Here is a 24061-nt window from a genome sequence, read left to right as displayed (position 1 = left end):
TCTTACGGGTGATGCGTCACGTGCGCTTCAATCTGTCCGCCAACCCCGTCGCCAGTTTTGCCGTCAGCCCGTACACCGACAACTGCGGATTGGCGCCAATGCTGGTCGGAAACAGCGATCCGTCATGAATCGACAGGTTTTCCAGTTGATGGTGCCTGCCCAGACTGTCTGCAACGGCGTGCTTCGGATCTTCGCCCATCGCACAGCCACCCATGACGTGCGCGCTGCCCAGGCGCGTGCGGAAGATTTCCAGGCTGAGGGTGTCGATCAGCGAGCGCGCCTGCGCGGCGGTTTTCACGTAGTCGGCATCACCGTGTAGCGGCATGACGGCCTTTGCGCCGCCCGCGAACTGGATCTCGGCCATGCTGTGCAGCGAGCGGCGTACGCCGTCCCAGGCATAGGGCGACACCTGATAATCCAGCACGGGCGTGTTATCGCCGCGCAGTTCGACCGTTCCGCCGACGCTGTCGGGGTGGAAGCCGTCGCGCAGCAACGCCAGCATCATGTGCGTGTGCGGCAACTGGGCCATGCGTTCTGCATTCTTCGGACCGTAATCGCCCAGCAACGTAGTGGTCAGTGCTGGCTGCAAAGGCGGGACCTCAAGCTTGTAGGCCATGGGCCCGGTCACGCCGTCGCGCCACTGGAAGTGATCGGAGTAGATCGATTGCGGCGCGCCATAGAACGGGTTGATGACCTTGTCGAACAGGCCCGCCGAGAACGTCACCAGGTGCAGGAACGTCCGTTTGCCCAGGCGGCCATGGGGGTCCGGTGCCTTGGAGCGCATCAGCAGGGCGGGGCTGTTGATGCCGCCGCCGGCGAGCACCGTGTGACGCGCCTTGACCGTGATCTTGCGCCCGGTGGGTGCGACGCAACGTTCATCCATCGCCTGGCACTCCACGCCGAGTACCTTGCCGTTCTCGATGATCAGGCGTTCGGCGCGCGTCAGATAAAGCAACTCGCCCCCGCGTTCCAGCGTCGCGGGAATCGTCGTCACCAACATGGATTGCTTGGCGTTGGTCGGACAGCCCATGCCGCAATAGCCCAGGTTCCAGCAACCACGCACGTTGCGCGGGATGACATGCCAGCTATAACCGAGCGCCTCGCAGCCTTGACGAATGACGTCGTTATTGGCGTTTGGCGGCACGATCCACGGCGAGACGCCCAGTCGTTGTTCCATCTTGTCGAACCACGGTGCCATTTCGGCGGGGCTGTGGCCTTTCACGCCATGCTCGCGCACCCAGTGGTCGAGGGTCTGGTCGGGCGTACGAAAGCTTGATGTCCAGTTGATCAGCGTGGTTCCGCCCACCGCGCGGCCTTGCAGGATCGTGATGGCGCCGTCCTTGCTCATGCGGCCGATCCCTTCCTGATACAGCGTCGAATACGCCTCGTCCTCCAGCATGTTGAAATCGGAGCTGGTTTTCAGCGGCCCTTCTTCGATGATCAGCACTTTGAGCCCGGCTGCGCTGAGGATTTCCGCCGTAGTGCCGCCGCCTGCGCCGCTGCCGATGATGGCGACATCGGCTTCCAGCGTCAGGTCTTGCTCAAGCGTCGAGCCGTCATGGGTTTTCCAGCCGCGAGCTAGACCCTCGCGGAACGTGTCGGGAACAGGCATAGAACCTCGGTTTTTTATTGTTTTTATGGGTTAGATTTTCGGCGGCCCCGGATAGCCGCATGCGGCCCACGACTCGGCCCGGCCATACCAGGCCATCAGCACCAGTTGCAGCAACGAGCTGTGACCCTGACGCAAAAGGTTCAGCGAGCTGTTTTGCCAGCGGCCGAGAAAATGCCGGATCTGTTCGGCATCGGCGTTTTCCCAACGACCCCAGATGCCCGTCAGCGGTCCTCGGGTGATCGCCATCGCCACCACATCGAACAGTTGCTGAGTCAGCTTGAGCATTTCCGGGGACAGTCGCGCCAAGCCGCTGTCCAGGCTATGCAGCGTGGCATCTACCGCATTTTTTACGGTGACCGCCGCCGTTGCGCCCTCGATCATGACCGGGATCACCGCTTGCAAAAACGGCATGTCGCTGGCACGCAAAACGTTGAAACCCGGCGCGGCCGTCGTGCTTGAGCATCCGCTGAGACTCGCCGTCACGCCTGCTGTGGACAGAAATACGGTCGCCCCGAGCCCAAATTTCAGAACGCCCCGCCTGGAAACGCCCGAAGCCGCGACACTCATCGCACGAACAACCGCTGAATCAGCTTCTGTATCGCCTTGCCATACGGTGGATAAACCAGCCGCGCGGCATTGAAGCGCTGCTTGATGAACACGGATTTGGCCTTGCTGAATGTCAGAAAACCTTCGTGACCGTGGTAGTGCCCCATCCCGGAGGCACCGATACCGCCGAAGGGCAAATCATCCTGTGCGACATGGAGCAGGGTGTCGTTGAGACAGACACCACCGGAATGCGTCCGCTCCAGCACCCGTTGTTGCTCGGCCTTGTTGTAGCCGAAGTAATACAGCGCAAGTGGGCGAGGTCGTTGATTGATGTAATCGAATGCTTGCTCGATGCGCTCGTAAGGGACGATGGGTAATAGCGGGCCAAAAATCTCGTCCTGCATGACCAGCATCTCGTCCTTCACGTCGAGTACAAGGCTGAACGGCATGCGCCTCCCTTGGCCCTCTTCGTATAAAGAAATGACGTTCGCGCCCTTGCTCGTCGCGTCGGCCAGGTAGCTGTTCAACCGGGCCATGTGCCGTGGGTTGATGATCGCCGTGTAGTCCGGGTTGTCCGCCAGTGTCGGATAGAACCCCGTAACCGCCTTTTTGTAGGCGTCGACAAAGTCGTCGATGCGGTCCTTGGGCACCAGAACGTAATCCGGCGCGACACAGGTCTGGCCGGCGTTCAGCGTTTTACCGAAAGCAATGCGCTCGGCAGCGTCCTTCAACGGCACGTCATGGGAGACGATGGCAGGGGACTTACCGCCCAGCTCCAGCGTGACGGGCGTCAGGTTCTCTGCCGCAGCGCGCATCACGTGTCGCCCGACGCTGGTGGCGCCAGTGAACAATAAATGATCAAAAGGCAGTCGGGAAAACGCCACGCCGACGTCCGCCTCGCCCAGCACCACCGACACCAAGTCTTCGGGGAAAACCTGGGCGAACAGCTTTTTGAGCAACTCGCCTGTCGCAGGCGTGGACTCGCTGAGCTTGAGCATCACCCGATTACCCGCCGCCAAGGCGCCCACCAGCGGGCCAATCGCCAGGTACAGCGGATAATTCCACGGCACGATCACACCGATCACGCCCAGTGGCTGATAGATGACTTTGGCCGAGGCGGGCTGGAACGCCATGCCCACGCTGCGCGGAGACGCGCGCATCCACTTTTTCAGATGTCGGCGTGCGTAATGAATGTTGTGAAGACTCGGCATCAATTCGGCGAGCAGCGTCTCGTCGGCGCTGCGGTGGCTGAAATCGGCACTGATGGCGTCGATCAACGCCTGGCGCTCGTTGCTGAGCAATTGACGAAGGCTGTCGAGCCACTGCAGGCGCTGCCCGGCGACCGGCATGGGGTTCGCCGCGAAGGCCCGGCGCTGATTATCGAACAGTCGCTGAAGTTCGGCATGCGGGTCGGGTAGGTCGTCAGGCAGGGGCAGGCGGACGGATTCAACAGGCATTGCTGCAGTTCCTTTTGGGCGTTGTAGCGTTGTTTTAGAGTCATTGCTCTATAAAGTCAAATGGTCTTGTCGAGGTCATTGCCAACGTTGTCATGCCCCTTGCGCAGCGCAAATCCGCGAGCCAGACTGCTTGCGCCCGGTTCCGGGTGAACCGCTTTGCAGCACCTGACATGGAGTCTCAATGCGTACGGACTATCTGGCGTTCTTCTTTTCGCTTTTTCTTTCGCGGCTGGCCGATCAGGTCCTGCTGTTTCTGGTGCCGCTGATCGTCTTCCAGACCACCCAGAGCGCTTCTTGGGCGGGCCTGGCGTTTTTTGTCGAGACGCTGCCGCGCTTTCTGGCGTTCCCGATCTGCGGCGCGTTGTGCGACAAGTTCGCCCCGATTCGTTTGTTGCACATCAGTCAGATGTACCGCGCGGTGGTGTGCATGGTTGCTGTTGTCTTGTACGGGGTGTTTGGCGGGATTTACTGGCTGGTGCTGCTCTCCGCGATCTGCGGCGTGTTGACCACCCAGGGGATCATGGCGCGTGAGGTGGTGATGCCCCATATCTTCGCGGATTACCGATACGGCAAGACCCTGTCCTACTCACAGATCGCCGACCAGACCGGGCTCGTCCTCGGACCGTTGCTGGCAGCGCTCTCGCTGGAGTTCTGCCCGTGGCCAGGTGTGGTGATTGGCGTGGCGTTGCTGTTTGTGCTGGCCGACGTCGCAATGCGTGAGTGGCAGCGTTCCAGCAACGTGACGCTGGAAACGTTCGAGCAGCACGCAGACATCTGGTTTCAGCCCTTACGAATTGCCTTCAGGCACATCCGTCAGTCCGCCGAGCTCAAAAAGATCATCTGTCTGGCGGCGGGTGTGAATCTCATCGTAGGCGTGACGCTGGCCAGCTCGGCCGCCATGGTCATTGGCTCATTCGGTGAAAGCAAAGACTTCTACGCGGCGCTTCAAGCGTCGGGTGCGCTGGTCACTATTTTGATTCTGTTCGGGCTCGCCCGGGTCTCATTGCCGCTGTCGGTGCTTGGCCGGGTGTCGTATTGCGCGATTACGCTGGGTGCGCTGATCACTGCCACGGGCGCGGCGTCCGAGATCTATGTGGTGGGTTTTCTGCTCGTCGTTGGCTTCGACAAGATGTTCAATGTCTACATGCGCACCATTCGCCAGCGGGTGATACCGGTGCGCGATTTCGGCAAGACCGTCGGCGTCATTACGCTGCTGAACAACCTGACCCAACCGTTGGCCGGTTTGCTGGTGGGTGTTTTGGCTGTGTCGATAGGATTGCGAGGCGTGATTCTCGCGCTGGCAGTGGCCGCCGTGTTGATTGGCCTTGCCGTGGCCATCGCCACCCGGACGAAGGTGGTGGCATCCGTCGAGTCGTGAGGGCTGCACCCCATCGTGGTCCTTGCGTTAAGATCGGACACATTCCTGTCACGTCCCAACGTTCGAGTCGAGCATGGCGCCGCGCATTAAAACCATACGCATCAAGACCCGTGAACGCATCGTGCAGAGCAGCCTGGAGCTGTTCAATCTGCAGGGTGAGCGCAGCGTCAGCACCAACCACATCGCAGCGCACATGGAGATCTCGCCGGGCAATCTGTATTACCACTTCGCCAACAAGCAGGCGATCATCGCCGAGCTGTTCACCGAATACGAAGCCTTGGTCGACAGCTTTTTGCATCCGCCCAAAGGCCGCTTGCCGGGTGTCGAAGACAAGCGTCATTACCTGACAGCGATTCTCGACGGCATGTGGCGCTACCGTTTTCTGCACCGCGACCTTGAACACCTGCTCGAAGCCGACTCTGAGCTGGCGGCACGTTATCGGCGGTTTTCGCAGCATTGCCTGATCAAGGCCATGGCCATTTACGGCGGCTTCGTCGAAGCCGGGATTCTGGAGATGGACAAGGTCCAGATCGAATCGCTCACGCTCAATGCCTGGATCATTTTGACGTCTTGGGTGCGATTCCTCTGCACCACCCGGGAAAACGCCACGCACCTGAACGAAGACGCCATTCGGCGCGGCGTGTATCAGGTGCTGATGCTCGAGCTCGCTTACGTCACACCCGACGCTCGGGAAGCTGTGCACGCGCTGTGCGCCGAATTTTACGTGCCGCTGAACAAGGCGCTGGAGGACGCGAGCTGAAGCGTGCTCATCCGCTCAACTGGATTGTCTTATCACTATCGCCACTTTCACTGTCTGCAGGAGCCTGTCATGTCCATCGCGCAATTGATCAGCCCGCAACAACTGGCCGAACGCCAACAAAAGCCGGGGCTTGTGATTCTAGATTGTCGTTCCTCCCTTGATGACCTGGACTACGGCCAGCGCAGCTATGCCGAAGGTCACATAGAGGGCTCTTCCTACGCGGACCTGCTCAACGACCTGAGCGGCCCCATCACCAAAGGCGTCACCGGTCGCCATCCGCTGCCGGATCCGCAAGTGCTGATCGAGCGCCTGCGTTTTTGGGGCGTCAATAACGACAGCGAGGTTGTGCTGTACGACGACGGCCCAGGCGCATACGCCGCCCGCGCATGGTGGTTACTCGCCTGGCTGGGCAAGCGTGATGGCGTGTACATCCTCGATGGCGGTCTGAAAGCCTGGCACGCGGCGGGGCTGCCCTTGAGTCTGGACCCGCCGGACCATCGACAAGGCTCGTTTCAGGGCAAGCCCGATGAATTCCTGGTGTTGAGTGCGGCCGACTTGCAGGCGCGGCTCGGAGCGCCAGAGATGACCCTGATCGACGCCCGTGCGCCGGCGCGCTTTCGCGGCGAGGTTGAGCCGATCGACCCGATTGCAGGCCACATTCCCGGCGCTCAGTGTGCAGCGTTTACCGACAACCTGGGGCCTGATGGGCGTTTTCTTCCGGCTGAACAGCTCAAGCAGCGGTTTGCGCAAACCTTGAAAGGGCGCTCGCCAGATCAGTTGGTGGCCTATTGCGGTTCCGGTGTCACGGCGTGCCATAACCTGTTCGCATTGTGTCTGGTGGGTTATCCGCTGGGCGGGTTGTATGCAGGGTCGTGGAGCGAGTGGATCAATGATCCGGCGCGTGGGGTAGCGACGGGGGAGTGACGCGCTCCTGCTGAGCGGTTTGGCAGTCTTGATCGATCTGCTGCCGGACTGGATCTGTGCAGATTCATTCGCAATGGAGCGGTGCAGCCGATGGCGAGGCATCGAATGAACCCTCCTTTCGCGAATGAATTCGCTCCCACAGGGGCGGTACATCTGGCCGAGTTCGGGCTAAATCTGCCCCATCGCCCACCGCAGTAAAAAGAACACCACCAGACCGCCGCCAATGGTGGCCAGCAAATTACGGCTGAACGCTGCAATCGCGATGGCGGCGAGGCCGGCCAGCAAGTAAGCGTTCTGAAACGATACCTGCCAATGCTCGCCGTCCGGCAGCAGCATGCCGGGCACCACGATGGCGGTCAGGACGGCGGTCGGCACGTAGTGCAGGCCTTGTCGCACGACCGGCGGGAAGCGCAGGTTGGGCCACGCGAAAAGGCTGTAGCGCATCAGAAAAGTGATCGCCGTCATGCCCAGAATCAGCCACCAATAACTCATGACTGTGCCCCCGCGTGCGACCGGTCGTGAGGGTTGGCAGCCTGTCGACGCTCAAGCAAAACACCCACGGCAATCCCGCTGAATGCGGCCGCCATCAACCCCAGTTTGTACGGCAGCGACCAGGTCATCAGTGCCACGGCGCCCGCGGCCAGTGCGGCGGCGATCTGCGGTTGATTGCGTAGCAGCGGCACCACAATGCCGATGAATGTCGCCAGCATCGCGAACTCCAGACCCCAGCTCGCCATGTCCGGCACCGCCTGACCGAACAACACGCCCACCAGCGAACTGCCGACCCAACAGGCATAGAGTGCGCTGGCCACACCGAGCCAATACCAATGCGCCAGCGGTTGGCGGCCGTGGACGAGGTAGTAGCGCTGCACGACCGCGAACGTTTCGTCGGTCAGCCAGAACGCCAGCAGCAATCGCCAGCGTTGCGGCAAACCCTGCACCTGCGGCTGCAAGGTAGCGCTGTAGAGCACATGGCGCAGGTTGACGATGAAGGTGGTCAGCAGGATCACCACGGCGCTGGCCCCGGCGCCCATCAGGCTGACGACGATGAATTGTGCCGAGCCTGCGTAGACAAACATCGACATGCCGACCGCTTGCCACAGCGACAAACCGCCGACCCCGGCGAGGGTTCCGAAGATGATGCCGAACGGCGCAATGCCGACGAGCATGGGCACACTGTCGCGAAGACCGCGAACGTAGAGTTGATGACGGGACATGGTGTTTCTCCTTATGTCCCGAATGGTAGGCGGGTGGTATGTCGCTGTCTTGAACGATCTTGCACAGATCCAAAACAGCGTTGAACGGCAGGGGCCGACTGGCTGGGTCCGCGTCGTTCCGAAGGCTTGAAGGCGGCACTCATACTGTAGGAGCCGGCTTGCTGGCGAATGCGGTGGGTCAGCAGCATCAACTGCGACTGACACACCGCATTCGTCCGAGTGCGGCCCATACCCTCGTAACCTCGGACGTCTCCTACAGGGTTCGCGTCGTGACGAAGACTTCGGGACGACGCTGATATTGTAGGAGCCGGCTTGCTGGCGAATGCGGTGGGTCAGCAACATCGACGGCGAATGACACACCGCTTTCGCCAGCAAGCCGGCTCCTACGGGGTCGGCGAACGGAATCTGCGCCGCGGGAAAGCCTTGTTCTCACGCCCCAGGGGGGAATCAAGGGCGAAGTGTCAGACTTGCTTGAGCCCCATGCACATCCACCAACCACTCCGGAATCCGCTGTTCCAGGTAATAGGTCGGCGTTCTGATCGTGCCGCCGACAAACCCCACATGACCGCCCTGGTTTTGCAGGTCGAACTGCGTGCTTGCGGACAGCTCGCTTGCGTCCGGCAGGCTGTGTTTGAATACGAACGGATCGTCCAGGGACTGCACCAGCAGCGTCGGCGTGCGGATTGCTCCGAGGAAATAGCGGCTTGAGGCGCGGCGGTAATAATCCTGAGCGTCGACAAAACCGTTGAGTGGCGCGGTCACTTTTCCATCGAAGTCCCAGAACGTGCGCAGATTGTCCAGCGAACCCAGTGCGGCAAGGGTGGCGAGGCCTTCGTTCATGCCCTCATGCTGAAAGCGGCGTTGTTTGTCGCGGATATACCCGACCATTTCACGCATGAAATGCCGCTGATAGACCTTGGAAAAACCCAGGCCGATACGATCAGCGCACTCATCCAGACGAAACGGCACCGAAACCGCCGCCGCACCTTGAAGGTTGCTGTCCAGCCCTGACTCGCCCAGGTGCTTGAGCAGAATGTTGCCGCCCAGCGAATAGCCGACCGCGTACAACGGCGCCAGTGGTCGTGCGGTGCGGATATGTGCGATGACGGCGGCCAGGTCTTCGCTCGCGCCGGAATGGTAGCTGCGCGGAAGTAGATTGGGTTCGCCCGAACAGCCTCGCCAGTTCAGCGCGACGCTGGTCCAGCCTCGTTTTTCCATTGCCTGCTGTAAGCCAACGACGTACGGCGAGTTGGAGGAGCCGGTGAGGCCATGGAGCACCAGCACGACGGGTGCTTTGGCGTCGTGCGGTCCGTACCAGTCCATGTCGAGGAAGTCGCCGTCCTCCAGCCAGATGCGCTCGCGTCGACGATCCATGTGAATGGTTTTTCGCCAGAGCGGGCCCCAGAGGGTCTGCAGGTGAGGGTTGCTGAGTCCGAACGCGGGAACGAACGGACGGCGGTCAGCTCGCGGCAACACTTCTTTCCCATAGCGCGTAATACACCTGCCCGGCCTTTTTCTCACGGTGCAGGCGCCAGTTGCCCGGCAGGCCAAGGGTCGACGGCGCGGTTTCACTCTCGGTGTAGATCCACGCGTTATCCGCCAGCCAGTTGCGCTCTTCGAGAAGCGTGCACGCGGGCGTCAGCAGATTCTGATGAAATGGTGGGTCGAGAAAGACCACGTCGAACTGATCAGCCGCTTGCGACTCCAGATACCGCAGTGCGTCGGTGGCGTGCGTCTTGCCGACTGTGCAGCGCAAGGTGCCCAAGTGTTCGCGCAAGCTGGAAATGGCGGTTGAGTTGGTGTCTAGCGCCAGGCCCATGCTGGCGCCACGCGACAAGGCCTCCAGGTACAGCGCGCCGCTGCCCGCGAACGGGTCGAGTACACGGGCGCCTTCGATATAAGGCGCCAGCCAGTTGAACAGCGTTTCACGCACGCGATCCGGGGTCGGGCGCAAGCCCGGGCCGTCAGGGAAACTCAGACGCCGACTGCGCCATTCGCCGCCGATAATCCGCAGTTGGCCCAGGCCCGTGTGGATTTTGTGCCCTTTGTGGATACGCGGCGGCTTGGAAGTCGAGGTCATTAGTGCTCCGGAACGCCGAGAGGTTGCTCGGCGGGTTTATCAGTAGGGGGCGGCAGCGGTTTCTGCGGGACGGTCGGACCGGCAGTCACGATCACCAGCTTGTCAGCGTCCAGATGCTTGTTCATCACCGCCTTGATCTGCTCGACGGTGACGCTCTGGGACTGCGTCATGAAGTCTTCGAGGTAGGTCAGGGGCAGATTATAGAAGCCAATGGCACCCAGTTGGCCAACGATCGCCGAGTTGCTGGCGGTCGAGAGCGGGAAACTGCCCGCCAGTTCGCGCTTGGCATCGTCCAGTTCTTTCTGGGTCGGGCCGTTGGCGAGGAAGTCGCGGGTGATGTCCTTGACCAGCTTGAGCGTGTTTTCGCTCAGTTCGGCGCGGGTCTGCAGCCCAATCATGAACGGACCTTGTGCCTGCATCGGGGTAAAGCCCGAGGACACGCCGTAGGTCAGGCCACGTTTCTCGCGGACTTCCGACATCAAGCGACTGCCGAAACCACCGCCACCCAGAATCGAGTTACCCAGCGACAACGCAGCGTAATCCGGGTCTGCGCGGTCGATGCCCAGTTCAGCCAGCATCAGGTGCGTCTGCTTCGACGGAAACTCGATGTGGGTTTCGCCTGGCTTGGGCTCGGTCGGTGCGGCGGTCTTGGCCAGGGCCGGCCCTTTCGGCAACGACGCCGACACTTGAGCGGCTACGGCTTCCGCCTCCGAACGGGACAGGTCGCCGACCAGGGCAATGACCGCGTTACCGGCTGCGTAAGCCTTGGCATGGAAGGCTTTTAGCTGAGCCAGGTTAATAGGCGTGATGCTTTTAGCCGTGCCCATGCTCGGGTGTGCGTAGGGGTGATCGCCGTACAGGCGCTTGAACAATTCGTCGCCCGCAAGCTTTCCGGGGTTCTGCTTCTGGTACTCGAAGCTGGCCATCAGCTGATTCTTGATCCGCGCCAGCGAGTCGGCCGGGAAAGTAGGTTTACCGACAACTTCCGAGAACAGTTTCAGCGCAGGCTCACGCTTGTCCGGCGCACTCAGGCTGCGCAACGACGCAAGGGCCATGTCGCGGTAGGAACCGTTGCCGAAGTCGGCGCCCAGGCCTTCGAAACCTTGGGCAATGGCGCTGACATCCTTGCCTTTCACGCCTTCGTTGAGCATGGCGTTGGTGATCAGGGCGATACCCGGCGTCGCGCCGTCCTGACTGCTGCCTGCAGCGAACAGCAGGCGCATATCGAACATCGGCAGCTCATGGGCTTCGACGAACAGCACGCGCGCGCCTTCGGCGGTTTTCCACGACTGGATGTTCAGCGTCCGGCGGGCGGGTGCTTTGCCGTCGAGCTCTTTCAGCGATTCGAGAGTGTTGGCGGCTTTGTCGATCGCCTTGGGTGCGTCAGCGGTCGTGTCGGCCATCACCGAAGCTGCACCGAACAGGCCGAGGGTCGCGGCAAGCAATAACGCAGGGGCCCGCGTTCGCGCAAAGCGTGTTTCGTTGCGCTTACTCATGGGCTTTCTCCTCAGGCAGAACGTGTGCGACCGCAAGGCGTTCGCGGGTGAAATAGGTGCGTGCAGCTTTCTGGATGTCTTGCGGCGTCACGCTTTGCAGCGCGGCCAGTTCTTGGTCGATGAGCCGCCAGGACAGCCCGACGGTTTCCAGTTCGCCGATGGTGCTCGCCTGACTGGTAATCGAATCGCGTTCGTAAACCAGCCCGGCGATGACCTGGGCACGCACCCGCTCCAGTTCTTCCTGGGTCGGCGGCTTGGTTTTCAGTTCGTCGAGCAGGCGCCAGATACCGGCTTCGGTGTCGGCCAGGGTTTTCTTCTTCTGCTGGTTAGGCGTGGCGCTGATGGTGAACAGGCTGTCGCCACGGGTATAGGCGTCGTAGTCCGACGATGCGCCGGTGACCAGCTCTTCGCCGCGTTCGAGGCGGGTCGGGATGCGTGCGCTGTAGCCACCGTCGAGCAGGGCAGAGATCAGGCGCAGTGCGTTCACCGACTGAGGGTCGGTGGCGGTGGAAAGGCTCGGTACGTTGAAGCCGTACATCAGGCTCGGCATCTGCGTCGCCACATGAACAGTGATCTGGCGCAGGCCTGGCTCAGGCAATTCGAGCGGCTTTTTCGAAGGTGGAACATCGCGACGCGGAATCGGACCGAAGAAACGCTCGGCCAAGACCTTCACTTCGTCGGGTTTCACGTCACCGACCACCACCAGCGTGGCGTTGTTCGGCACGTACCAGGATTCATACCAGTGACGCAGCTCTTCGACTTTCATGCGGTCCAGGTCAGCCATCCAGCCGATGGTCGGCGTGTGATAGCCGCTGGCAGGGTAGGCGATGGCCTTGAAGCGCTCGTAAGCCTTGGCGTTGGGCTTGTCGTCCGTGCGCAGGCGGCGCTCTTCCTTGATGACTTCGATCTCGCGGGCGAATTCTTCCGGTGGCAGCTTCAGCGTCGCCATGCGGTCGGCTTCCAGTTCGAAGGCTACGCTCAGACGGTCACGCGCCAGCACCTGATAGTAGGCGGTGTAGTCGTCGCTGGTGAAGGCGTTCTCTTCGGCGCCCAGGTCGCGCAGGATCAGCGACGCTTCACCCGGACCCGCCTTGGAACTGCCTTTGAACATCATGTGTTCAAGCGCATGGGAAAGGCCCGTCTGGCCGGGCGTTTCATAGCTGGAGCCGACCTTGTACCAGACCTGAGACACCACGACCGGCGCGCGATGGTCTTCGCGCACGACCACTTTCAGGCCGTTATCCAGCGTGAATTCGGAAGTGGGTTGGGGATCGGCGGCGTTGGCTGCAAGGGGCAAACAGAGTGTGCCGAGCAGCAGGCCTGCGGCACAGCGGGCGAGAGCATTCATTCGTAATTTGAACCTTCGAGGCGGCCTGCTTGAACTTAGCGTCGGCGGGCGCGGGGGTGTTAGGATAGCGGCCAGTTTGGCTGCCGACTATGTCTAAGACTCATGCTTGGGAATCGGACTACGATGAAATGCGCTGCTATGGCGCATTTCTGTAGGGATTGCCGGGAGTGTTGAGCGATTGTCGAGTAAAGCTCACTCAGCCAACTGATGAACAAGCGGACATAAAAGCAGTCTGTTTCGCATTGACAGAATTTTCAGAGGCGCCGCTCTGGCGCGTCGCTACCTTGAGATAGCCGTCCTCCATGTTTGGTTCCAACGACGACAAGAAGACCCCAGCCCCGGCTGGCGAGAAGAAAGGCCTGTTCGGATGGCTGCGCAAAAAACCGCAGGAAACCGTCGCCGAACAGCCGCAAGACGTACCTGCAGCAGCGCCCGAGCCTGTCGTCGAACAGACGCCAGTCGTTGCTGAGCCGCAGATTGCTCCCGTCATACCTGCCGAGCCCGTGCCGGAGGCCATTACCGCCCACGCGCCCGCGCCGATTATCGAGCCCGCTGACGCCGAGCCGTGGTTGAAACTGCCGGTTGCCGAAGAGCCGGTCGCATTGACGCCTGAGAGCGAGCCGCACGTTACCCCTGAGATTCCGGCGTACACCGCTTCGCACGTGCAGGCGGACCTCGCGACGCCTCAAGCGCCTGTGCAGCCAGCGGTTGTCGACGTCACCTCCTTCGAAGTGCCGCCGTCGATCGAGCCGATCCCGGTGGCCTTGCCTGACCCTGTTGCCGGCGATGATCTGCCTGCGTTGTCGCAGCCTTTGCCAGTCACACCGCCTCCGGTCATAGCACCGGTGAGTGCCCCGGTCGTGCCCGTTGTAGAAGCGCCTGCCGCTCCCGCGACCGCCCCGGCATCCGGGACAGCCGAGCCGAAGCAGCCTGGTTTCTTCGCGCGTCTCAAACAGGGCTTGTCCAAGACCAGCGCCAGCCTGGGCGAAGGCATGGCCAGCCTGTTTCTGGGCAAAAAAGCCATCGACGACGACATGCTTGATGAGCTGGAAACCCGTTTGCTGACCGCGGACGTTGGTGTTGAGGCAACTTCGCTGATCGTGCGTAACTTGACGCAGAAAGTGGCGCGTAAACAACTGACTGACAGTGACGCGCTGTACAAGTCGTTGCAAAGCGAGCTGACCGAAATGCTCAAGCCGGTGGAAGCGCCACTGGTGATCAAATCCGAGCACAAGCCCTTCGTGATTCTGGTCGTGGGCGTCAACGGTGCGGGCAAGACCACCACCATTGGCAAACTGGCGAAAAAGCTTCAACTGGAAGGCAAGAAAGTCATGTTGGCGGCGGGCGACACCTTCCGTGCCGCAGCCGTCGAGCAATTGCAGGTGTGGGGCGAGCGCAACAAAATCCCGGTCATCGCCCAGCACACCGGTGCTGACTCCGCTTCGGTGATTTTCGACGCCGTGCAGGCCGCTAAAGCACGAGGCATTGATGTGTTGATTGCCGACACTGCCGGTCGTCTGCACACCAAAGACAATCTGATGGAAGAGCTCAAGAAGGTTCGCCGCGTGATCGGCAAGCTCGACGAGCAGGCGCCGCACGAAGTGCTGCTGGTACTGGACGCGGGCACCGGTCAGAACGCGATCAATCAGGCCAAACAGTTCAACCAGACGGTCCAGTTGACCGGGCTGGCGCTGACCAAACTCGACGGCACTGCCAAAGGCGGCGTGATCTTCGCGCTGGCCAAGCAGTTCGGGTTGCCGATTCGCTACGTCGGCGTCGGTGAAGGCATCGACGATTTGCGTACTTTCGAGGCTGAACCTTTCGTTCAAGCCCTATTCGCCGAGCGGGAGCGCACATGATTCGTTTCGAACAGGTCGGTAAACGCTATCCGAACGGACACGTCGGCTTGCATGAGCTGAGCTTTCGAGTGCGTCGTGGAGAGTTTCTGTTTGTGACCGGCCACTCGGGTGCCGGTAAAAGTACCTTGCTGCGCCTGCTGCTGGCGATGGAGCGCCCAACCACCGGCAAGCTGCTGTTGGCCGGGCAGGACCTGGGCCAGATCAGCACGGCGCAAATTCCGTTTTTGCGTCGGCAGATCGGTGTCGTGTTCCAGAACCACCAGTTGCTGTTTGATCGCACGGTGTTCAATAACGTCGCGTTGCCGTTGCAGATTCTTGGCCTGTCCAAGATGGAAGTGACCAAACGCGTCGATTCTGCGCTGGAGCGCGTGGCGCTGTCGGACAAAGCCGAGCTGTATCCCGGCGACTTGTCCACAGGCCAACAGCAGCGCGTCGGCATCGCCCGCGCCATCGTCCACCGTCCGGCCTTGCTGCTGGCGGATGAACCGACCGGTAACCTCGATCCACGATTGGCAGCGGAGATCATGGGTGTATTCGAAGACATCAACCGTCTGGGCACCAGCGTGCTGATCGCGAGCCACGACCTGGCGCTGATCGCGCGCATGCGTCATCGCATGCTGACGCTGCAGCGTGGTCGATTGATCGGTGACGGGGAGGCTGGCGTATGAGTGCCACTCGCAGCCCTAAAGTGTCTGAACGCGTCGCGCCGAAGGCCGCCGAGCCAGGCCCGCAGAAGAAAAAGAAGCACGATGAAGACGACGGCCCCAGCTTTGGCATGTTGTTCAATGCCTGGGTCGAAGCCCATCGTTCCAGTTTGCTGGACAGCCTTCGCCGTCTGGGCAAGCAGCCGATCGGCAGTTTCTTTACGTGTCTGGTGATGGCCGTCGCGTTGAGCTTGCCCATGGGCTTGTCGTTGCTGTTGAGCAATGTCGAGCGTCTGGGTGGATCCTGGCAGCGTGCGGCGCAGATCTCGCTGTATTTGCAACTGGATGCTTCGCCAAGTGAGGGCGAAGGTCTGGTCACGCAGATCAAAGGAATGCCCGGCGTCGCCGAAGCGGAGTACATCAGCCGCGATCAGGCCCTGACCGAGTTCCAGCAGCAGTCGGGCTTGGGCGAGGCGCTCAAGGAGCTGCCGGAGAACCCGTTGCCGGGCGTCGTGCTGGTCACGCCGCAGGAAGTTGACAAAGCCGCGCTTGAGGCATTACGTACACGTCTCGCTGAATTGCCGAAGGTGCAGCAGGCCCAGCTGGATCTGGTGTGGGTCGAACGTCTGGCGGCTATTCTCAAGCTGGGTGATCGCTTCGTGTTCGGTCTGACGGTGTTGCTGGTGGTGGCGCTTTTGCTCGTCATCGGCAATACCATTCGTCTGCACATTGAGAACCGTCGTACCGAAATCGAAGTCATCAAATTGGTAGGCGGTACGGACAGCTACGTGCGCAGGCCCTTCCTTTATATGGGCGCGCTGTACGGATTCGGCGCGGGGATACTCTCGTGGGGTGTGCTGGCGTTCGGTCTGGACTGGCTCAATGAGGCCGTGGTCAGGCTCGCGGGGCTGTACGGCAGCAATTTTTCCCTGGCCGGTGTGCCCATGGCCGATGGTCTGTCGCTCTTGCTAGGGGCGGTGTTGTTGGGGTATATCGGTGCGTGGATCGCAGTTGCACGCCATTTGAGAGAGCTGGCACCTCGTTGAGTCTTAATGTTCGGGTAATTTTCGTAGCGTAAATTTTGTTTCATCTATTGACTTTTCAGCTAAGGGAACTTGTTTAGCGGTTCCCGGTCAATTTCGCAGTGCTGAACTGCACGAGTCATGTGTCGGAGGTTTTTTCGTATGACCAATTCTTTGCAACCTGCTTATGCCTTGGTTCCGGGTGCAAACCTGGAAGCCTATGTGCACACGGTAAACAGCATTCCTTTGCTGACGCCCGAGCAGGAGCGTGAACTGGCCGAGAGTCTCTATTACGAGCAGGATTTAGGGGCGGCTCGGCAGATGGTGCTCGCCCACCTGCGTTTTGTCGTGCATATCGCACGCAGTTATTCCGGTTACGGCCTGGCTCAGGCTGACCTGATCCAGGAAGGTAACGTCGGCCTCATGAAGGCCGTGAAGCGTTTCAACCCAGAAATGGGTGTGCGTCTGGTGTCGTTCGCCGTGCACTGGATCAAAGCTGAGATTCACGAGTTCATCCTGCGCAACTGGCGGATCGTGAAAGTCGCGACCACCAAGGCCCAGCGCAAGCTATTCTTCAACCTGCGCAGCCAGAAGAAGCGTCTAGCGTGGCTGAACAACGAAGAAGTGCATCGCGTGGCCGAAAGCCTCGGCGTTGAGCCACGTGAAGTGCGGGAAATGGAAAGCCGCCTGACCGGCCACGACATGGCGTTCGACCCGGCTGCGGAAGCAGACGACGACAGCGCGTTCCAGTCGCCGGCCAACTACCTGGAAGACCATCGTTACGATCCGGCGCGTCAGCTGGAAGATTCCGACTGGACCGACAGTTCGACGGCCAACCTGCACGAAGCGTTGAACGTCCTCGACGAGCGCAGCCGTGACATCCTCTACCAGCGCTGGCTGGCAGAAGAGAAGGCCACGCTGCACGATCTGGCGGAGAAATACAAAGTGTCCGCAGAGCGTATTCGCCAGCTCGAGAAGAGCGCGATGAACAAGCTCAAGCTGTCGATTGCTGCATAAGCGCCGAACGCTGAAATGAAAAACGCCCCGAGACGATCGGGGCGTTTTTGTTTGCGCGCTGCGAGGTCACTCAATGTAGGAGCGCGCTTGCCCGCGATTGCGTTTCATCAGGCGCCTATGAACGTGTCAGGCAGACCGCCATCGTGGGCAAACGCGCTCCTACACTCCGACGTGGTCCATGATCATCACCACTTACGGCTGTGATTCAACCCCACCAGATACTCATCCCCGCCCAACTGGCGCATCTGCTGGCGAATCCATCCCGCACGCCGCGACACGTAGCTGCTGGGGTTGCTCGCGCTCCATTCGCGCGGGTTGGGGAGTACGGCGGCCAGGTAGCTCGCCTGTTGCATCGAGAGCTGGCTGGCGTTGACATGGAAATGATGCTGCGCGGCGGCTTGGGCGCCGAATACGCCATCGTCCCATTCGACGCTGTTGACGTAGACCTCAAGGATCCGTTGCTTGGACCAGAACACCTCGATCAGCGCGGTGAACCACGCCTCCAGCCCTTTGCGGAAAAAGCTGCGGCCGGACCACAGGAACAGGTTCTTGGACACTTGCTGGCTGAGCGTACTGGCGCCGCGAATCGAGCCGCCGCGCTCGTTGTGAACCAGTGCGGCCTGAATGGCGTCGATATCGAAACCCCAATGCTCGGCGAACTTCTGGTCTTCACCGGCGATGACCGCAACTTTCAGGTCGTCGGAGATCTTCTCCCAAGGCTCCCAGTCGCGCTGCAGGTCAATGGGTTGGCCGTCGAACCATGATTCGATCTTGCGCTCTACCATCAGCGCCGTGAACGGCGGAGGGACCCAGCGGAAGATCAAAACAAGCACGACACTTGCCGCTGCGAACCAGAGCAGGCCTTTGGCGACACGACGAAGGAGGAAACGCAGCATAGAGATGGCTTGGCCGAACCCGTTGAGCGGGCCATTATACAGACCACGCGCCATTGAACGACTTTGCCTGGAGTTGCATATGTTACGAACGTTTCTGATGTTGGCCGCCTTCTTTGGATTCACCGGCGTTGCGTTGGGTGCTTTTGCCGCGCATGCTCTTAAAAACCGACTCAGCCCCGAGTACCTGGCGATCTTTCATACCGGCGTGCTGTACCAGTTGATTCACGCGTTGGCGATCTTTGGCGTGGCGCTGCTGGCGATGCAGATCCAGGGTCGATTGGTCACCTATGCGGGGATCGCGTTCACGCTCGGCATCATTCTGTTCTCCGGCAGCCTTTATCTGCTGACCCTGACCGGTGTGAGCAAACTGGGCATCATCACGCCGATCGGCGGGCTGTGCTTCCTGATTGGCTGGTTCATTCTCGGCTGGACCGCCTGGCGGCTGGGTCTCGACACCCTGTAAGGCAAACCTGACCCGCAGGTCCGGGTTGAGACGAATGGCACGCCTTTGCCTTGGTCATCCCGGCTGATCGGGCTAGAATGCTCGCCCCCTAAAATGATGGCTGCCCTTCGCATGCGCATTCAGTTGAACGGTGAATCCTTTGAACTGCCCGACGGCGCGACCGTTGCGGCGTTGCTGACCCGTCTGGACCTGGCCGGGCGTCGAATCGCGGTCGAGCTCAATCTGGATATCGTGCCGCGCAGCCAGCATGACGCGTCGACGCTGAACGAAGGCGATCAGGTCGAAGTGGTGCATGCCATCGGTGGCGGCTAGTCGTTCGCAGCCGCCCCGCGCCCCGATCCAGAAAGAACTGCAAGAACCTCAACCGTAAAGAGGATTTCCGATGAGCAATGTTCGTAGCGACAAGCCGTTTACAGTGGCGGGTCGTACTTTCCAGTCGCGCCTGTTGGTCGGCACTGGCAAGTACAAGGATATGGAAGAAACCCGTCTGGCGATTGAAGCCTCGGGCGCCGAAATCGTCACCGTCGCCGTGCGCCGGACCAACCTGGGTCAGAACCCGGGCGAACCGAACCTGCTCGACGTGCTGCCGCCAGATCGCTACACCATCCTGCCGAACACTGCCGGTTGCTACGACGCCATCGAGGCTGTGCGCACCTGCCGTCTGGCCCGTGAACTGCTCGACGGTCACAACCTGGTGAAGCTGGAAGTCCTGGCCGACCAGAAGACCCTGTTCCCCAACGTGATTGAAACCCTCAAAGCCGCCGAAACGCTGGTCAAGGACGGTTTCGACGTGATGGTCTACACCAGCGATGACCCGATCATCGCTCGCCAGTTGGCAGAAATCGGCTGCTGCGCGGTCATGCCGCTGGCCGGTCTCATCGGCACTGGCCTTGGGATCTGCAACCCGTACAACCTGCAGATCATCCTCGAAGAATCGAAAGTCCCGGTGTTGGTCGATGCCGGTGTCGGCACGGCCTCAGACGCCACCATCGCGATGGAGCTGGGTTGCGAAGCGGTGCTGATGAACTCGGCCATCGCCCACGCCGGGCAGCCGGTGCTGATGGCCGAAGCCATGAAACACGCCATCCTGGCAGGCCGTATGGCTTACCTGGCTGGCCGTATGCCGAAAAAACTCTATGCCAGCGCGTCCTCGCCGCTGGATGGTCTGATCAAGTAAGAGCCTGTTGATGATTGATTCGCAAAAGCCCGATGCACTTCCGGACGACGAAGTGATGAACGACGAAGACGGTAAAGAGCAGGGCGATGACAGCCATCATCGGCGCATCAAAAGCTTTGTGATGCGCGCCGGTCGTATGACCGAAGGCCAGCAGCGTGGTCTGGATCAGGGCAAGCCACTGTTCGTGCTGCCATTGGCCGATGCGCCGGTGGATTTCGACGCGGTGTTCGGTCGTTCAGCGCCGCGCACCCTTGAAATCGGCTTCGGCATGGGCCACTCGTTGCTGGAGATGGCCGCCGCCGCGCCCGATCAGGATTTCATCGGCGTCGAAGTGCACCGTCCCGGTGTCGGCGCGCTGCTGAACGGCGTGTTGACTCAAGGCCTGACCAACGTGCGTGTCTACGATTGCGATGCGATCGAAGTGCTCAACCGCTGCGTGGCCGACAACAGCCTTGACCGTCTGATGCTGTTCTTCCCGGATCCGTGGCACAAGTCGCGTCATCATAAGCGCCGTATCGTTCAGGCCGAGTTCGCCGCGCTGGTGCGCAGCAAGCTCAAGCCGGGCGGCATTCTGCACATGGCGACCGACTGGGAGCCCTATGCCGAATACATGCTGGAAGTGATGAACGTCGCCCCGGGTTATCGCAACCTGGCCGAAGACGGCAAATGCGTCCCGCGCCCTGCGGAGCGTCCGATCACCAAGTTCGAACGCCGTGGCGAGCGTCTCGGGCATGGGGTTTGGGATTTGAAGTTCGAGAAGATCGCCTGATCTGACGCGGCCGTCATCAGCGCCGAACACCGATCATGGTAGGAGCCGGCTTGATGGCGAATGCGTGGGATCAGACACATTTATGTTGACTGACCCACCGCATTCGCCAGCAAGCCGGCTCCTACAGGTCGAGATCGATGCAGGCTCTGTGGATTACTTTCTGTCCGCCACAACCCCAATCAACACCAGCACCACCAACAACACCGGCGCCAGGCTGTAGTTGTTGAACTGGCTCAGCCCGCGAACCACCCAAGGGGTGGCGTAGATCAGTGCCGCGCCGCTGCCGATGGTGCACAGCAACGCCATGACCGGCACGCGCAAGGCGCCGGCAAAGCTGCTCAGGCGTCCTTCGATCCAGCCTTTGATGTCTGCGCCGAACAGGATCAGCAGGCAACCCACCAACGCCAGTGCGATTTCCGACAGGTTGCTGCGACTCCAACGCGAGACGGTGGCCAGCAGGTCAAGTACGAGGTCCATTCAGTGTCCTTAGCGTTAAGCCTTAAAGAAGAAAGTACTGCAGCAGGTCATTGAGGAACAACTGACCACGGGCAGTGGCGACCAGCCGGGCCGGATCGGCCTCCAGCAAGCCCCGTTGTTCGGCTTGCTGGCGCGCGCTGGCCAGCAAATCGAGGCTTAGACCGGTGCGGCGCTGAAATAATGCAGCGTCGACGCCTTTTGTCAGGCGCAGGGCGTTCATCAGGAATTCGAACGGCATTTCGTCCAGCGCCAGCAGCTTCTCTCCGGCCTGATACGACTTGGCAGGGTTCAGGTAATCCTTGGGCAGACGTGTTTTCCAGGTCCGCACGATGCGTCCGTCGGGGTGACTGAGCTTGCCGTGAGCGCCCGCGCCGATGCCGATGAAGTCGCCAAAACTCCAGTAGTTCAGGTTATGCCGCGCTGCACGGCCTGACTGTGCGTAGGCCGAGACCTCGTATTGCGCGTAGCCGTTTTCGTTGAGCAGCGCCTGGCCCGCCTCCTGGATGTCCCAGAGGATGTCGTCTTCCGGCAGCGTCGGCGGCTGATTCCAGAACACGGTGTTCGGCTCAAGCGTCAGCTGATACCAGGACAGGTGCGTCGGCGCGAGGGCGATGGCCTGACGCAGATCACCCAAGGCATCGTCTTGCGATTGATCCGGCAGGCCGTGCATCAGGTCGAGGTTGAAGTTGTCGAATCCGGCCTGACGCGCCATGTCGGCGGCGCGAACGGCCTCATCGCCGTTGTGGATGCGACCGAGCGCCTTGAGCTTGGCTTCCTGAAAGCTCTGGATGCCGATGGACAGGCGATTGATGCCCAGGCCTCGATACGCGCTGAATTTCACTTGCTCGAAGGTGCCCGGGTTCGCCTCCAGCGTGATTTCGATGTCGGGTGCAAAACGAATACGCTGCTCAACGCCCTTGAGCAGGCGCCCGAGGGCGTCGGCGCTGAACAGGCTGGGCGTCCCACCGCCGAAGAAGATCGTGCTCAGCTCGCGTCCGTAGACGTGCGGCAGGTCTTGATCGAGGTCGGCCAGCAGGGCGTCGACGTACTCCTGCTCCGGCAGCACGGGGCTGGCAGTATGGGAATTGAAGTCGCAGTACGGGCATTTGCGCACGCACCAAGGAATGTGGATGTACAGCGACAGCGGAGGCAGTTCGGACAAAGGAGAACGCGGTTGCTCCGAGCTGAAACCGGCCGCGCCGAGAATCAGCGGCCGGGTGTTGGCATCATGGGTCATTGCAAGCCCAGACGCTGACGCAGAATGGCCATGGCGCGAGCGCGATGGCTGATCTGGTTCTTGTCGACCGGCGTCAGTTCTGCGCTCGACAGATTGCGCTCAGGCACCCAGAACAGCGGATCGTAGCCGAAGCCATGCTCGCCGCTGGCAGCGGTCAGGATGCGTCCGTGCCACAGGCCTTCGCAGAGGATGGGCAAAGGATCGTCGGCATGGCGAACCAGCGCCAGCACGCAGACGAACTGCGCACCGCGCTTGTCCTCAGGTACGTCCTTGAGGGCGTCCAGCAGCTTCGCGTTGTTGGCGGCATCGCCTTGACCGTCGGCATAACGGGCCGAATAGATGCCCGGTGCGCCGCCGAGGAAATCCACAGCAAGGCCCGAATCGTCAGCCAACGCCGGCAGGCCGGAAATACGCGCCGCATTGCGTGCCTTGAGGATCGCGTTCTCGACGAACGACAGGCCCGTCTCTTCAGGCTCGACGCTGCTGAACTCGCCGATCGAGCGCAGTTGCACGCTGCCACCGAGCATGGCCTGCAGTTCTTTGAGTTTGCCGGCGTTGTGGCTGGCCAGTACGAGCTGGGTGAAATTCATCATTGGTCCGAGAAAATCTGTTGGTTGAAGCTGAGTGTGTGCGTATCGCCATCACCCGCTTTGACGTTGATCGTGAAGACGTAAGTGGCCGAGCTGTCGGGCTCTACAGCGAACTGGGCGATGTAGTTGACCGAGCCGTTTTCGCTGACCGGTCTGAAGCTCAATTCTTTCTTGCGCCCGGTCAGATCGGCGACCGAGCCGTCGACGTCGGCAGTGACGGTCTTGTCGCCTTTGATCACCGCGATGTTAATGACGGCCTGTCCTTTGCTGCGGATCAAGCCGTTGTCCTTGGCGACGTTGGGTTGCAACAGTCCCGACGCAAAGGCGTTGTAGTGAATGATCACGTCGCCAAACTGCTGTTGTCGGTTCAGGCTGGCACTGTCAGCGGCTATGGCCGGGGCGGTAAGCGCAAACAGCAGGCCGAACATTGCGATCAGACGAGCCATGATCATTCTCCTCATTGTCGGGGTCACACGGCGATCTTGTGGTCCTGCAGACCCGGGCTGCTGACCCGATAGATGCCGATCTCACCCAACAGATTAGGCCATAGCTTGCTGGCCCAACCGTGACGATGCTGTTGGTCGACGGCCAACCGATCAATGACCTTGGCCGAACGACCCCGGCACAGTTCCTCGAAGTCTTCGAAGGTGCAGAAGTGGATGTTCGGCGTGTTGTACCACGTGTACGGCAGGAACTCGGACACCGGCATCCGGCCCTTGCTCGCCAGGTACCAGCGGCAACGCCAGTGACCGAAGTTGGGGAACGTGATGATGCACTGGCGACCGACGCGCAGCATTTCGTCGAGGATCTTGTCCGGGTAATGAACGGCTTGAAGCGCCTGGGTCATGACCACCACGTCGAAGCTGTTGCTGGCGAAGTTGCCCAGCCCCTTGTCCAGATCCTGCTCGATGACGTTGACGCCGCGCGCGACGCAGCGGGCAATGTTGTCGGCGTCGTTTTCCAGGCCGTAGCCGGTGACGTTTTTGTGGCTCTGCAGCCAGGCCAGCAACTCGCCGTCACCGCAGCCGAGGTCGAGCACGCGGCTGCCTGCCGGTATCCAGTCTTGGATGATTTCCAGGTCGGCTCTCATGG

26 protein-coding genes are annotated in these 24061 nt (G+C 60.9%); 11 read left to right on the top strand and 15 right to left on the bottom strand.

Translation table 11 applies throughout. The features are described 5' to 3' along the window. Window positions 1-16: 16 nt before the first annotated feature. The 3 genes from BLS87_RS10435 to BLS87_RS10425 are packed head-to-tail and all read right to left on the bottom strand — an operon-like array spanning window position 17 to window position 3615. Window positions 17-1612, bottom strand: a complete 1596-nt coding sequence (locus tag BLS87_RS10435) for a GMC family oxidoreductase (protein WP_074752408.1) — start codon at window positions 1610-1612, stop codon at window positions 17-19. 30 nt (window positions 1613-1642) lie between these two features. Beyond that, on the bottom strand, window positions 1643-2179 hold the full coding sequence (locus BLS87_RS10430) for a twin-arginine translocation pathway signal protein (RefSeq protein ID WP_074752407.1): 537 nt from the start codon (window positions 2177-2179) through the stop codon (window positions 1643-1645). Beyond that, window positions 2176-3615 (bottom strand): coniferyl aldehyde dehydrogenase, encoded by a 1440-nt coding sequence (locus BLS87_RS10425; protein WP_074752406.1) that lies wholly within the window; start codon window positions 3613-3615, stop codon window positions 2176-2178. Before BLS87_RS10425 ends, BLS87_RS10430 begins: the two co-directional genes overlap by 4 nt. 181 nt (window positions 3616-3796) lie before the next feature. Between BLS87_RS10425 and BLS87_RS10420 the strand changes: the two genes are divergently transcribed. The 3 genes from BLS87_RS10420 to BLS87_RS10410 all read left to right on the top strand — a co-directional run bounded on the left by BLS87_RS10420 (window position 3797) and on the right by BLS87_RS10410 (window position 6677). Further along, window positions 3797-4993, top strand: a complete 1197-nt coding sequence (locus BLS87_RS10420) for an MFS transporter (protein WP_074752405.1) — start codon at window positions 3797-3799, stop codon at window positions 4991-4993. 73 nt (window positions 4994-5066) lie between these two features. Further along, window positions 5067-5753, top strand: a complete 687-nt coding sequence (locus tag BLS87_RS10415; protein ID WP_074752404.1) for a TetR/AcrR family transcriptional regulator — start codon at window positions 5067-5069, stop codon at window positions 5751-5753. A gap of 69 nt (window positions 5754-5822) precedes the next feature. After that, window positions 5823-6677, top strand: a complete 855-nt coding sequence (locus BLS87_RS10410; RefSeq protein WP_074752403.1) for a sulfurtransferase — start codon at window positions 5823-5825, stop codon at window positions 6675-6677. Between the two features lie 168 nt (window positions 6678-6845). On the opposite strand, the gene BLS87_RS10405 is transcribed toward BLS87_RS10410, so the two are convergent. From BLS87_RS10405 to BLS87_RS10380, 6 genes are all read right to left on the bottom strand, one after another. Then, entirely contained in the window at window positions 6846-7169 is a 324-nt protein-coding gene (locus BLS87_RS10405) for an AzlD domain-containing protein (RefSeq protein WP_074752402.1), read from the bottom strand. Next, window positions 7166-7894: an AzlC family ABC transporter permease gene (locus BLS87_RS10400; RefSeq protein WP_074752401.1), complete on the bottom strand. Its 729-nt coding sequence runs from the start codon at window positions 7892-7894 to the stop codon at window positions 7166-7168. The genes BLS87_RS10405 and BLS87_RS10400 overlap by 4 nt, the downstream gene beginning before the upstream one ends. 447 nt (window positions 7895-8341) lie before the next feature. Further along, window positions 8342-9367 (bottom strand): hydrolase, encoded by a 1026-nt coding sequence (locus BLS87_RS10395; protein WP_074752400.1) that lies wholly within the window; start codon window positions 9365-9367, stop codon window positions 8342-8344. Further along, entirely contained in the window at window positions 9354-9974 is a 621-nt protein-coding gene (rsmD, locus tag BLS87_RS10390; RefSeq protein ID WP_074752399.1) for a 16S rRNA (guanine(966)-N(2))-methyltransferase RsmD, read from the bottom strand. The genes BLS87_RS10395 and rsmD overlap by 14 nt, the downstream gene beginning before the upstream one ends. Continuing rightward, window positions 9974-11470, bottom strand: a complete 1497-nt coding sequence (locus BLS87_RS10385) for a M16 family metallopeptidase (RefSeq protein ID WP_074752398.1) — start codon at window positions 11468-11470, stop codon at window positions 9974-9976. The genes rsmD and BLS87_RS10385 overlap by 1 nt, the downstream gene beginning before the upstream one ends. Further along, window positions 11463-12818 carry a M16 family metallopeptidase gene (locus tag BLS87_RS10380; RefSeq protein WP_074752397.1) on the bottom strand — a complete coding sequence of 452 codons (1356 nt, stop codon included), beginning with the start codon at window positions 12816-12818 and terminating at the stop codon, window positions 11463-11465. The genes BLS87_RS10385 and BLS87_RS10380 overlap by 8 nt, the downstream gene beginning before the upstream one ends. A 302-nt stretch (window positions 12819-13120) precedes the next feature. On the opposite strand from BLS87_RS10380, the gene ftsY reads away from it, so the two are divergent. The 4 genes from ftsY to rpoH all read left to right on the top strand — a co-directional run bounded on the left by ftsY (window position 13121) and on the right by rpoH (window position 17360). Continuing rightward, the gene (gene ftsY / locus BLS87_RS10375) at window positions 13121-14677 is read left to right on the top strand and encodes a signal recognition particle-docking protein FtsY (protein WP_074752396.1); all 1557 of its coding nucleotides are present in this window, start codon (window positions 13121-13123) and stop codon (window positions 14675-14677) included. Next, window positions 14674-15345, top strand: a complete 672-nt coding sequence (ftsE, locus tag BLS87_RS10370; RefSeq protein ID WP_074752395.1) for a cell division ATP-binding protein FtsE — start codon at window positions 14674-14676, stop codon at window positions 15343-15345. Before ftsY ends, ftsE begins: the two co-directional genes overlap by 4 nt. Beyond that, window positions 15342-16367, top strand: a complete 1026-nt coding sequence (ftsX, locus tag BLS87_RS10365; protein ID WP_074752394.1) for a permease-like cell division protein FtsX — start codon at window positions 15342-15344, stop codon at window positions 16365-16367. Before ftsE ends, ftsX begins: the two co-directional genes overlap by 4 nt. Window positions 16368-16505: 138 nt before the next feature. Beyond that, window positions 16506-17360 carry an RNA polymerase sigma factor RpoH gene (rpoH, locus tag BLS87_RS10360; protein ID WP_062385495.1) on the top strand — a complete coding sequence of 285 codons (855 nt, stop codon included), beginning with the start codon at window positions 16506-16508 and terminating at the stop codon, window positions 17358-17360. A gap of 185 nt (window positions 17361-17545) precedes the next feature. Here the strand turns inward: rpoH and mtgA are convergent, their stop codons facing one another. Beyond that, window positions 17546-18256 (bottom strand): monofunctional biosynthetic peptidoglycan transglycosylase, encoded by a 711-nt coding sequence (mtgA, locus tag BLS87_RS10355; protein WP_074752531.1) that lies wholly within the window; start codon window positions 18254-18256, stop codon window positions 17546-17548. 79 nt (window positions 18257-18335) lie between these two features. Between mtgA and BLS87_RS10350 the strand changes: the two genes are divergently transcribed. The 4 genes from BLS87_RS10350 (at window position 18336) to trmB (ending at window position 20665) form a co-directional block, all read left to right on the top strand. Further along, entirely contained in the window at window positions 18336-18719 is a 384-nt protein-coding gene (locus tag BLS87_RS10350) for a DUF423 domain-containing protein (RefSeq protein WP_074752393.1), read from the top strand. A 111-nt stretch (window positions 18720-18830) separates the two neighbouring features. Then, window positions 18831-19031, top strand: a complete 201-nt coding sequence (gene thiS / locus BLS87_RS10345; RefSeq protein WP_074752392.1) for a sulfur carrier protein ThiS — start codon at window positions 18831-18833, stop codon at window positions 19029-19031. A gap of 70 nt (window positions 19032-19101) precedes the next feature. After that, entirely contained in the window at window positions 19102-19896 is a 795-nt protein-coding gene (locus tag BLS87_RS10340; protein WP_074752391.1) for a thiazole synthase, read from the top strand. A 55-nt stretch (window positions 19897-19951) separates the two neighbouring features. After that, on the top strand, window positions 19952-20665 hold the full coding sequence (gene trmB, locus BLS87_RS10335; RefSeq protein WP_074752530.1) for a tRNA (guanosine(46)-N7)-methyltransferase TrmB: 714 nt from the start codon (window positions 19952-19954) through the stop codon (window positions 20663-20665). Window positions 20666-20818: 153 nt separating this feature from the next. On the opposite strand, the gene BLS87_RS10330 is transcribed toward trmB, so the two are convergent. From BLS87_RS10330 to metW, 5 genes are read right to left on the bottom strand one after another with little or no spacing between them, the layout of a single operon-like run. Then, window positions 20819-21142 carry a DUF3392 domain-containing protein gene (locus tag BLS87_RS10330; RefSeq protein WP_062385487.1) on the bottom strand — a complete coding sequence of 108 codons (324 nt, stop codon included), beginning with the start codon at window positions 21140-21142 and terminating at the stop codon, window positions 20819-20821. A gap of 22 nt (window positions 21143-21164) precedes the next feature. After that, window positions 21165-22379: a radical SAM family heme chaperone HemW gene (gene hemW / locus BLS87_RS10325; RefSeq protein ID WP_074752390.1), complete on the bottom strand. Its 1215-nt coding sequence runs from the start codon at window positions 22377-22379 to the stop codon at window positions 21165-21167. Continuing rightward, window positions 22376-22972, bottom strand: a complete 597-nt coding sequence (rdgB, locus tag BLS87_RS10320; RefSeq protein ID WP_074752389.1) for an RdgB/HAM1 family non-canonical purine NTP pyrophosphatase — start codon at window positions 22970-22972, stop codon at window positions 22376-22378. Before rdgB ends, hemW begins: the two co-directional genes overlap by 4 nt. Continuing rightward, window positions 22969-23415, bottom strand: coding sequence for a DUF4426 domain-containing protein (locus BLS87_RS10315; protein ID WP_074752529.1), 447 nt, complete (start codon window positions 23413-23415; stop codon window positions 22969-22971). The genes rdgB and BLS87_RS10315 overlap by 4 nt, the downstream gene beginning before the upstream one ends. A 23-nt stretch (window positions 23416-23438) precedes the next feature. Beyond that, on the bottom strand, window positions 23439-24059 hold the full coding sequence (gene metW / locus BLS87_RS10310; protein WP_074752388.1) for a methionine biosynthesis protein MetW: 621 nt from the start codon (window positions 24057-24059) through the stop codon (window positions 23439-23441). Window positions 24060-24061: the final 2 nt, after the last annotated feature.

The organism is Pseudomonas abietaniphila (assembly GCF_900100795.1).
GTDB lineage: Bacteria > Pseudomonadota > Gammaproteobacteria > Pseudomonadales > Pseudomonadaceae > Aquipseudomonas > Aquipseudomonas abietaniphila.
This window is presented reverse-complemented; position numbering and strand designations above follow the sequence as displayed.

Coding starts and splice junctions, on each gene's coding strand:
- BLS87_RS10340 (WP_074752391.1), top strand. CDS start 19,102: ATGAGCAATGTTCGTAGCGACAAGCCGTTTACAGTGGCGGGTCGTACT.
- BLS87_RS10425 (WP_074752406.1), bottom strand. CDS start 3,615: ATGCCTGTTGAATCCGTCCGCCTGCCCCTGCCTGACGACCTACCCGAC.
- mtgA (WP_074752531.1), bottom strand. CDS start 18,256: ATGCTGCGTTTCCTCCTTCGTCGTGTCGCCAAAGGCCTGCTCTGGTTC.
- BLS87_RS10380 (WP_074752397.1), bottom strand. CDS start 12,818: ATGAATGCTCTCGCCCGCTGTGCCGCAGGCCTGCTGCTCGGCACACTC.
- ftsY (WP_074752396.1), top strand. CDS start 13,121: ATGTTTGGTTCCAACGACGACAAGAAGACCCCAGCCCCGGCTGGCGAG.
- hemW (WP_074752390.1), bottom strand. CDS start 22,379: ATGACCCATGATGCCAACACCCGGCCGCTGATTCTCGGCGCGGCCGGT.
- BLS87_RS10420 (WP_074752405.1), top strand. CDS start 3,797: ATGCGTACGGACTATCTGGCGTTCTTCTTTTCGCTTTTTCTTTCGCGG.
- rpoH (WP_062385495.1), top strand. CDS start 16,506: ATGACCAATTCTTTGCAACCTGCTTATGCCTTGGTTCCGGGTGCAAAC.
- metW (WP_074752388.1), bottom strand. CDS start 24,059: ATGAGAGCCGACCTGGAAATCATCCAAGACTGGATACCGGCAGGCAGC.
- BLS87_RS10430 (WP_074752407.1), bottom strand. CDS start 2,179: ATGAGTGTCGCGGCTTCGGGCGTTTCCAGGCGGGGCGTTCTGAAATTT.
- BLS87_RS10410 (WP_074752403.1), top strand. CDS start 5,823: ATGTCCATCGCGCAATTGATCAGCCCGCAACAACTGGCCGAACGCCAA.
- BLS87_RS10350 (WP_074752393.1), top strand. CDS start 18,336: ATGTTACGAACGTTTCTGATGTTGGCCGCCTTCTTTGGATTCACCGGC.
- BLS87_RS10415 (WP_074752404.1), top strand. CDS start 5,067: ATGGCGCCGCGCATTAAAACCATACGCATCAAGACCCGTGAACGCATC.
- BLS87_RS10315 (WP_074752529.1), bottom strand. CDS start 23,415: ATGGCTCGTCTGATCGCAATGTTCGGCCTGCTGTTTGCGCTTACCGCC.
- BLS87_RS10330 (WP_062385487.1), bottom strand. CDS start 21,142: ATGGACCTCGTACTTGACCTGCTGGCCACCGTCTCGCGTTGGAGTCGC.
- BLS87_RS10385 (WP_074752398.1), bottom strand. CDS start 11,470: ATGAGTAAGCGCAACGAAACACGCTTTGCGCGAACGCGGGCCCCTGCG.
- rsmD (WP_074752399.1), bottom strand. CDS start 9,974: ATGACCTCGACTTCCAAGCCGCCGCGTATCCACAAAGGGCACAAAATC.
- thiS (WP_074752392.1), top strand. CDS start 18,831: ATGCGCATTCAGTTGAACGGTGAATCCTTTGAACTGCCCGACGGCGCG.
- rdgB (WP_074752389.1), bottom strand. CDS start 22,972: ATGATGAATTTCACCCAGCTCGTACTGGCCAGCCACAACGCCGGCAAA.
- BLS87_RS10405 (WP_074752402.1), bottom strand. CDS start 7,169: ATGAGTTATTGGTGGCTGATTCTGGGCATGACGGCGATCACTTTTCTG.
- ftsX (WP_074752394.1), top strand. CDS start 15,342: ATGAGTGCCACTCGCAGCCCTAAAGTGTCTGAACGCGTCGCGCCGAAG.
- trmB (WP_074752530.1), top strand. CDS start 19,952: ATGAACGACGAAGACGGTAAAGAGCAGGGCGATGACAGCCATCATCGG.
- BLS87_RS10435 (WP_074752408.1), bottom strand. CDS start 1,612: ATGCCTGTTCCCGACACGTTCCGCGAGGGTCTAGCTCGCGGCTGGAAA.
- BLS87_RS10400 (WP_074752401.1), bottom strand. CDS start 7,894: ATGTCCCGTCATCAACTCTACGTTCGCGGTCTTCGCGACAGTGTGCCC.
- ftsE (WP_074752395.1), top strand. CDS start 14,674: ATGATTCGTTTCGAACAGGTCGGTAAACGCTATCCGAACGGACACGTC.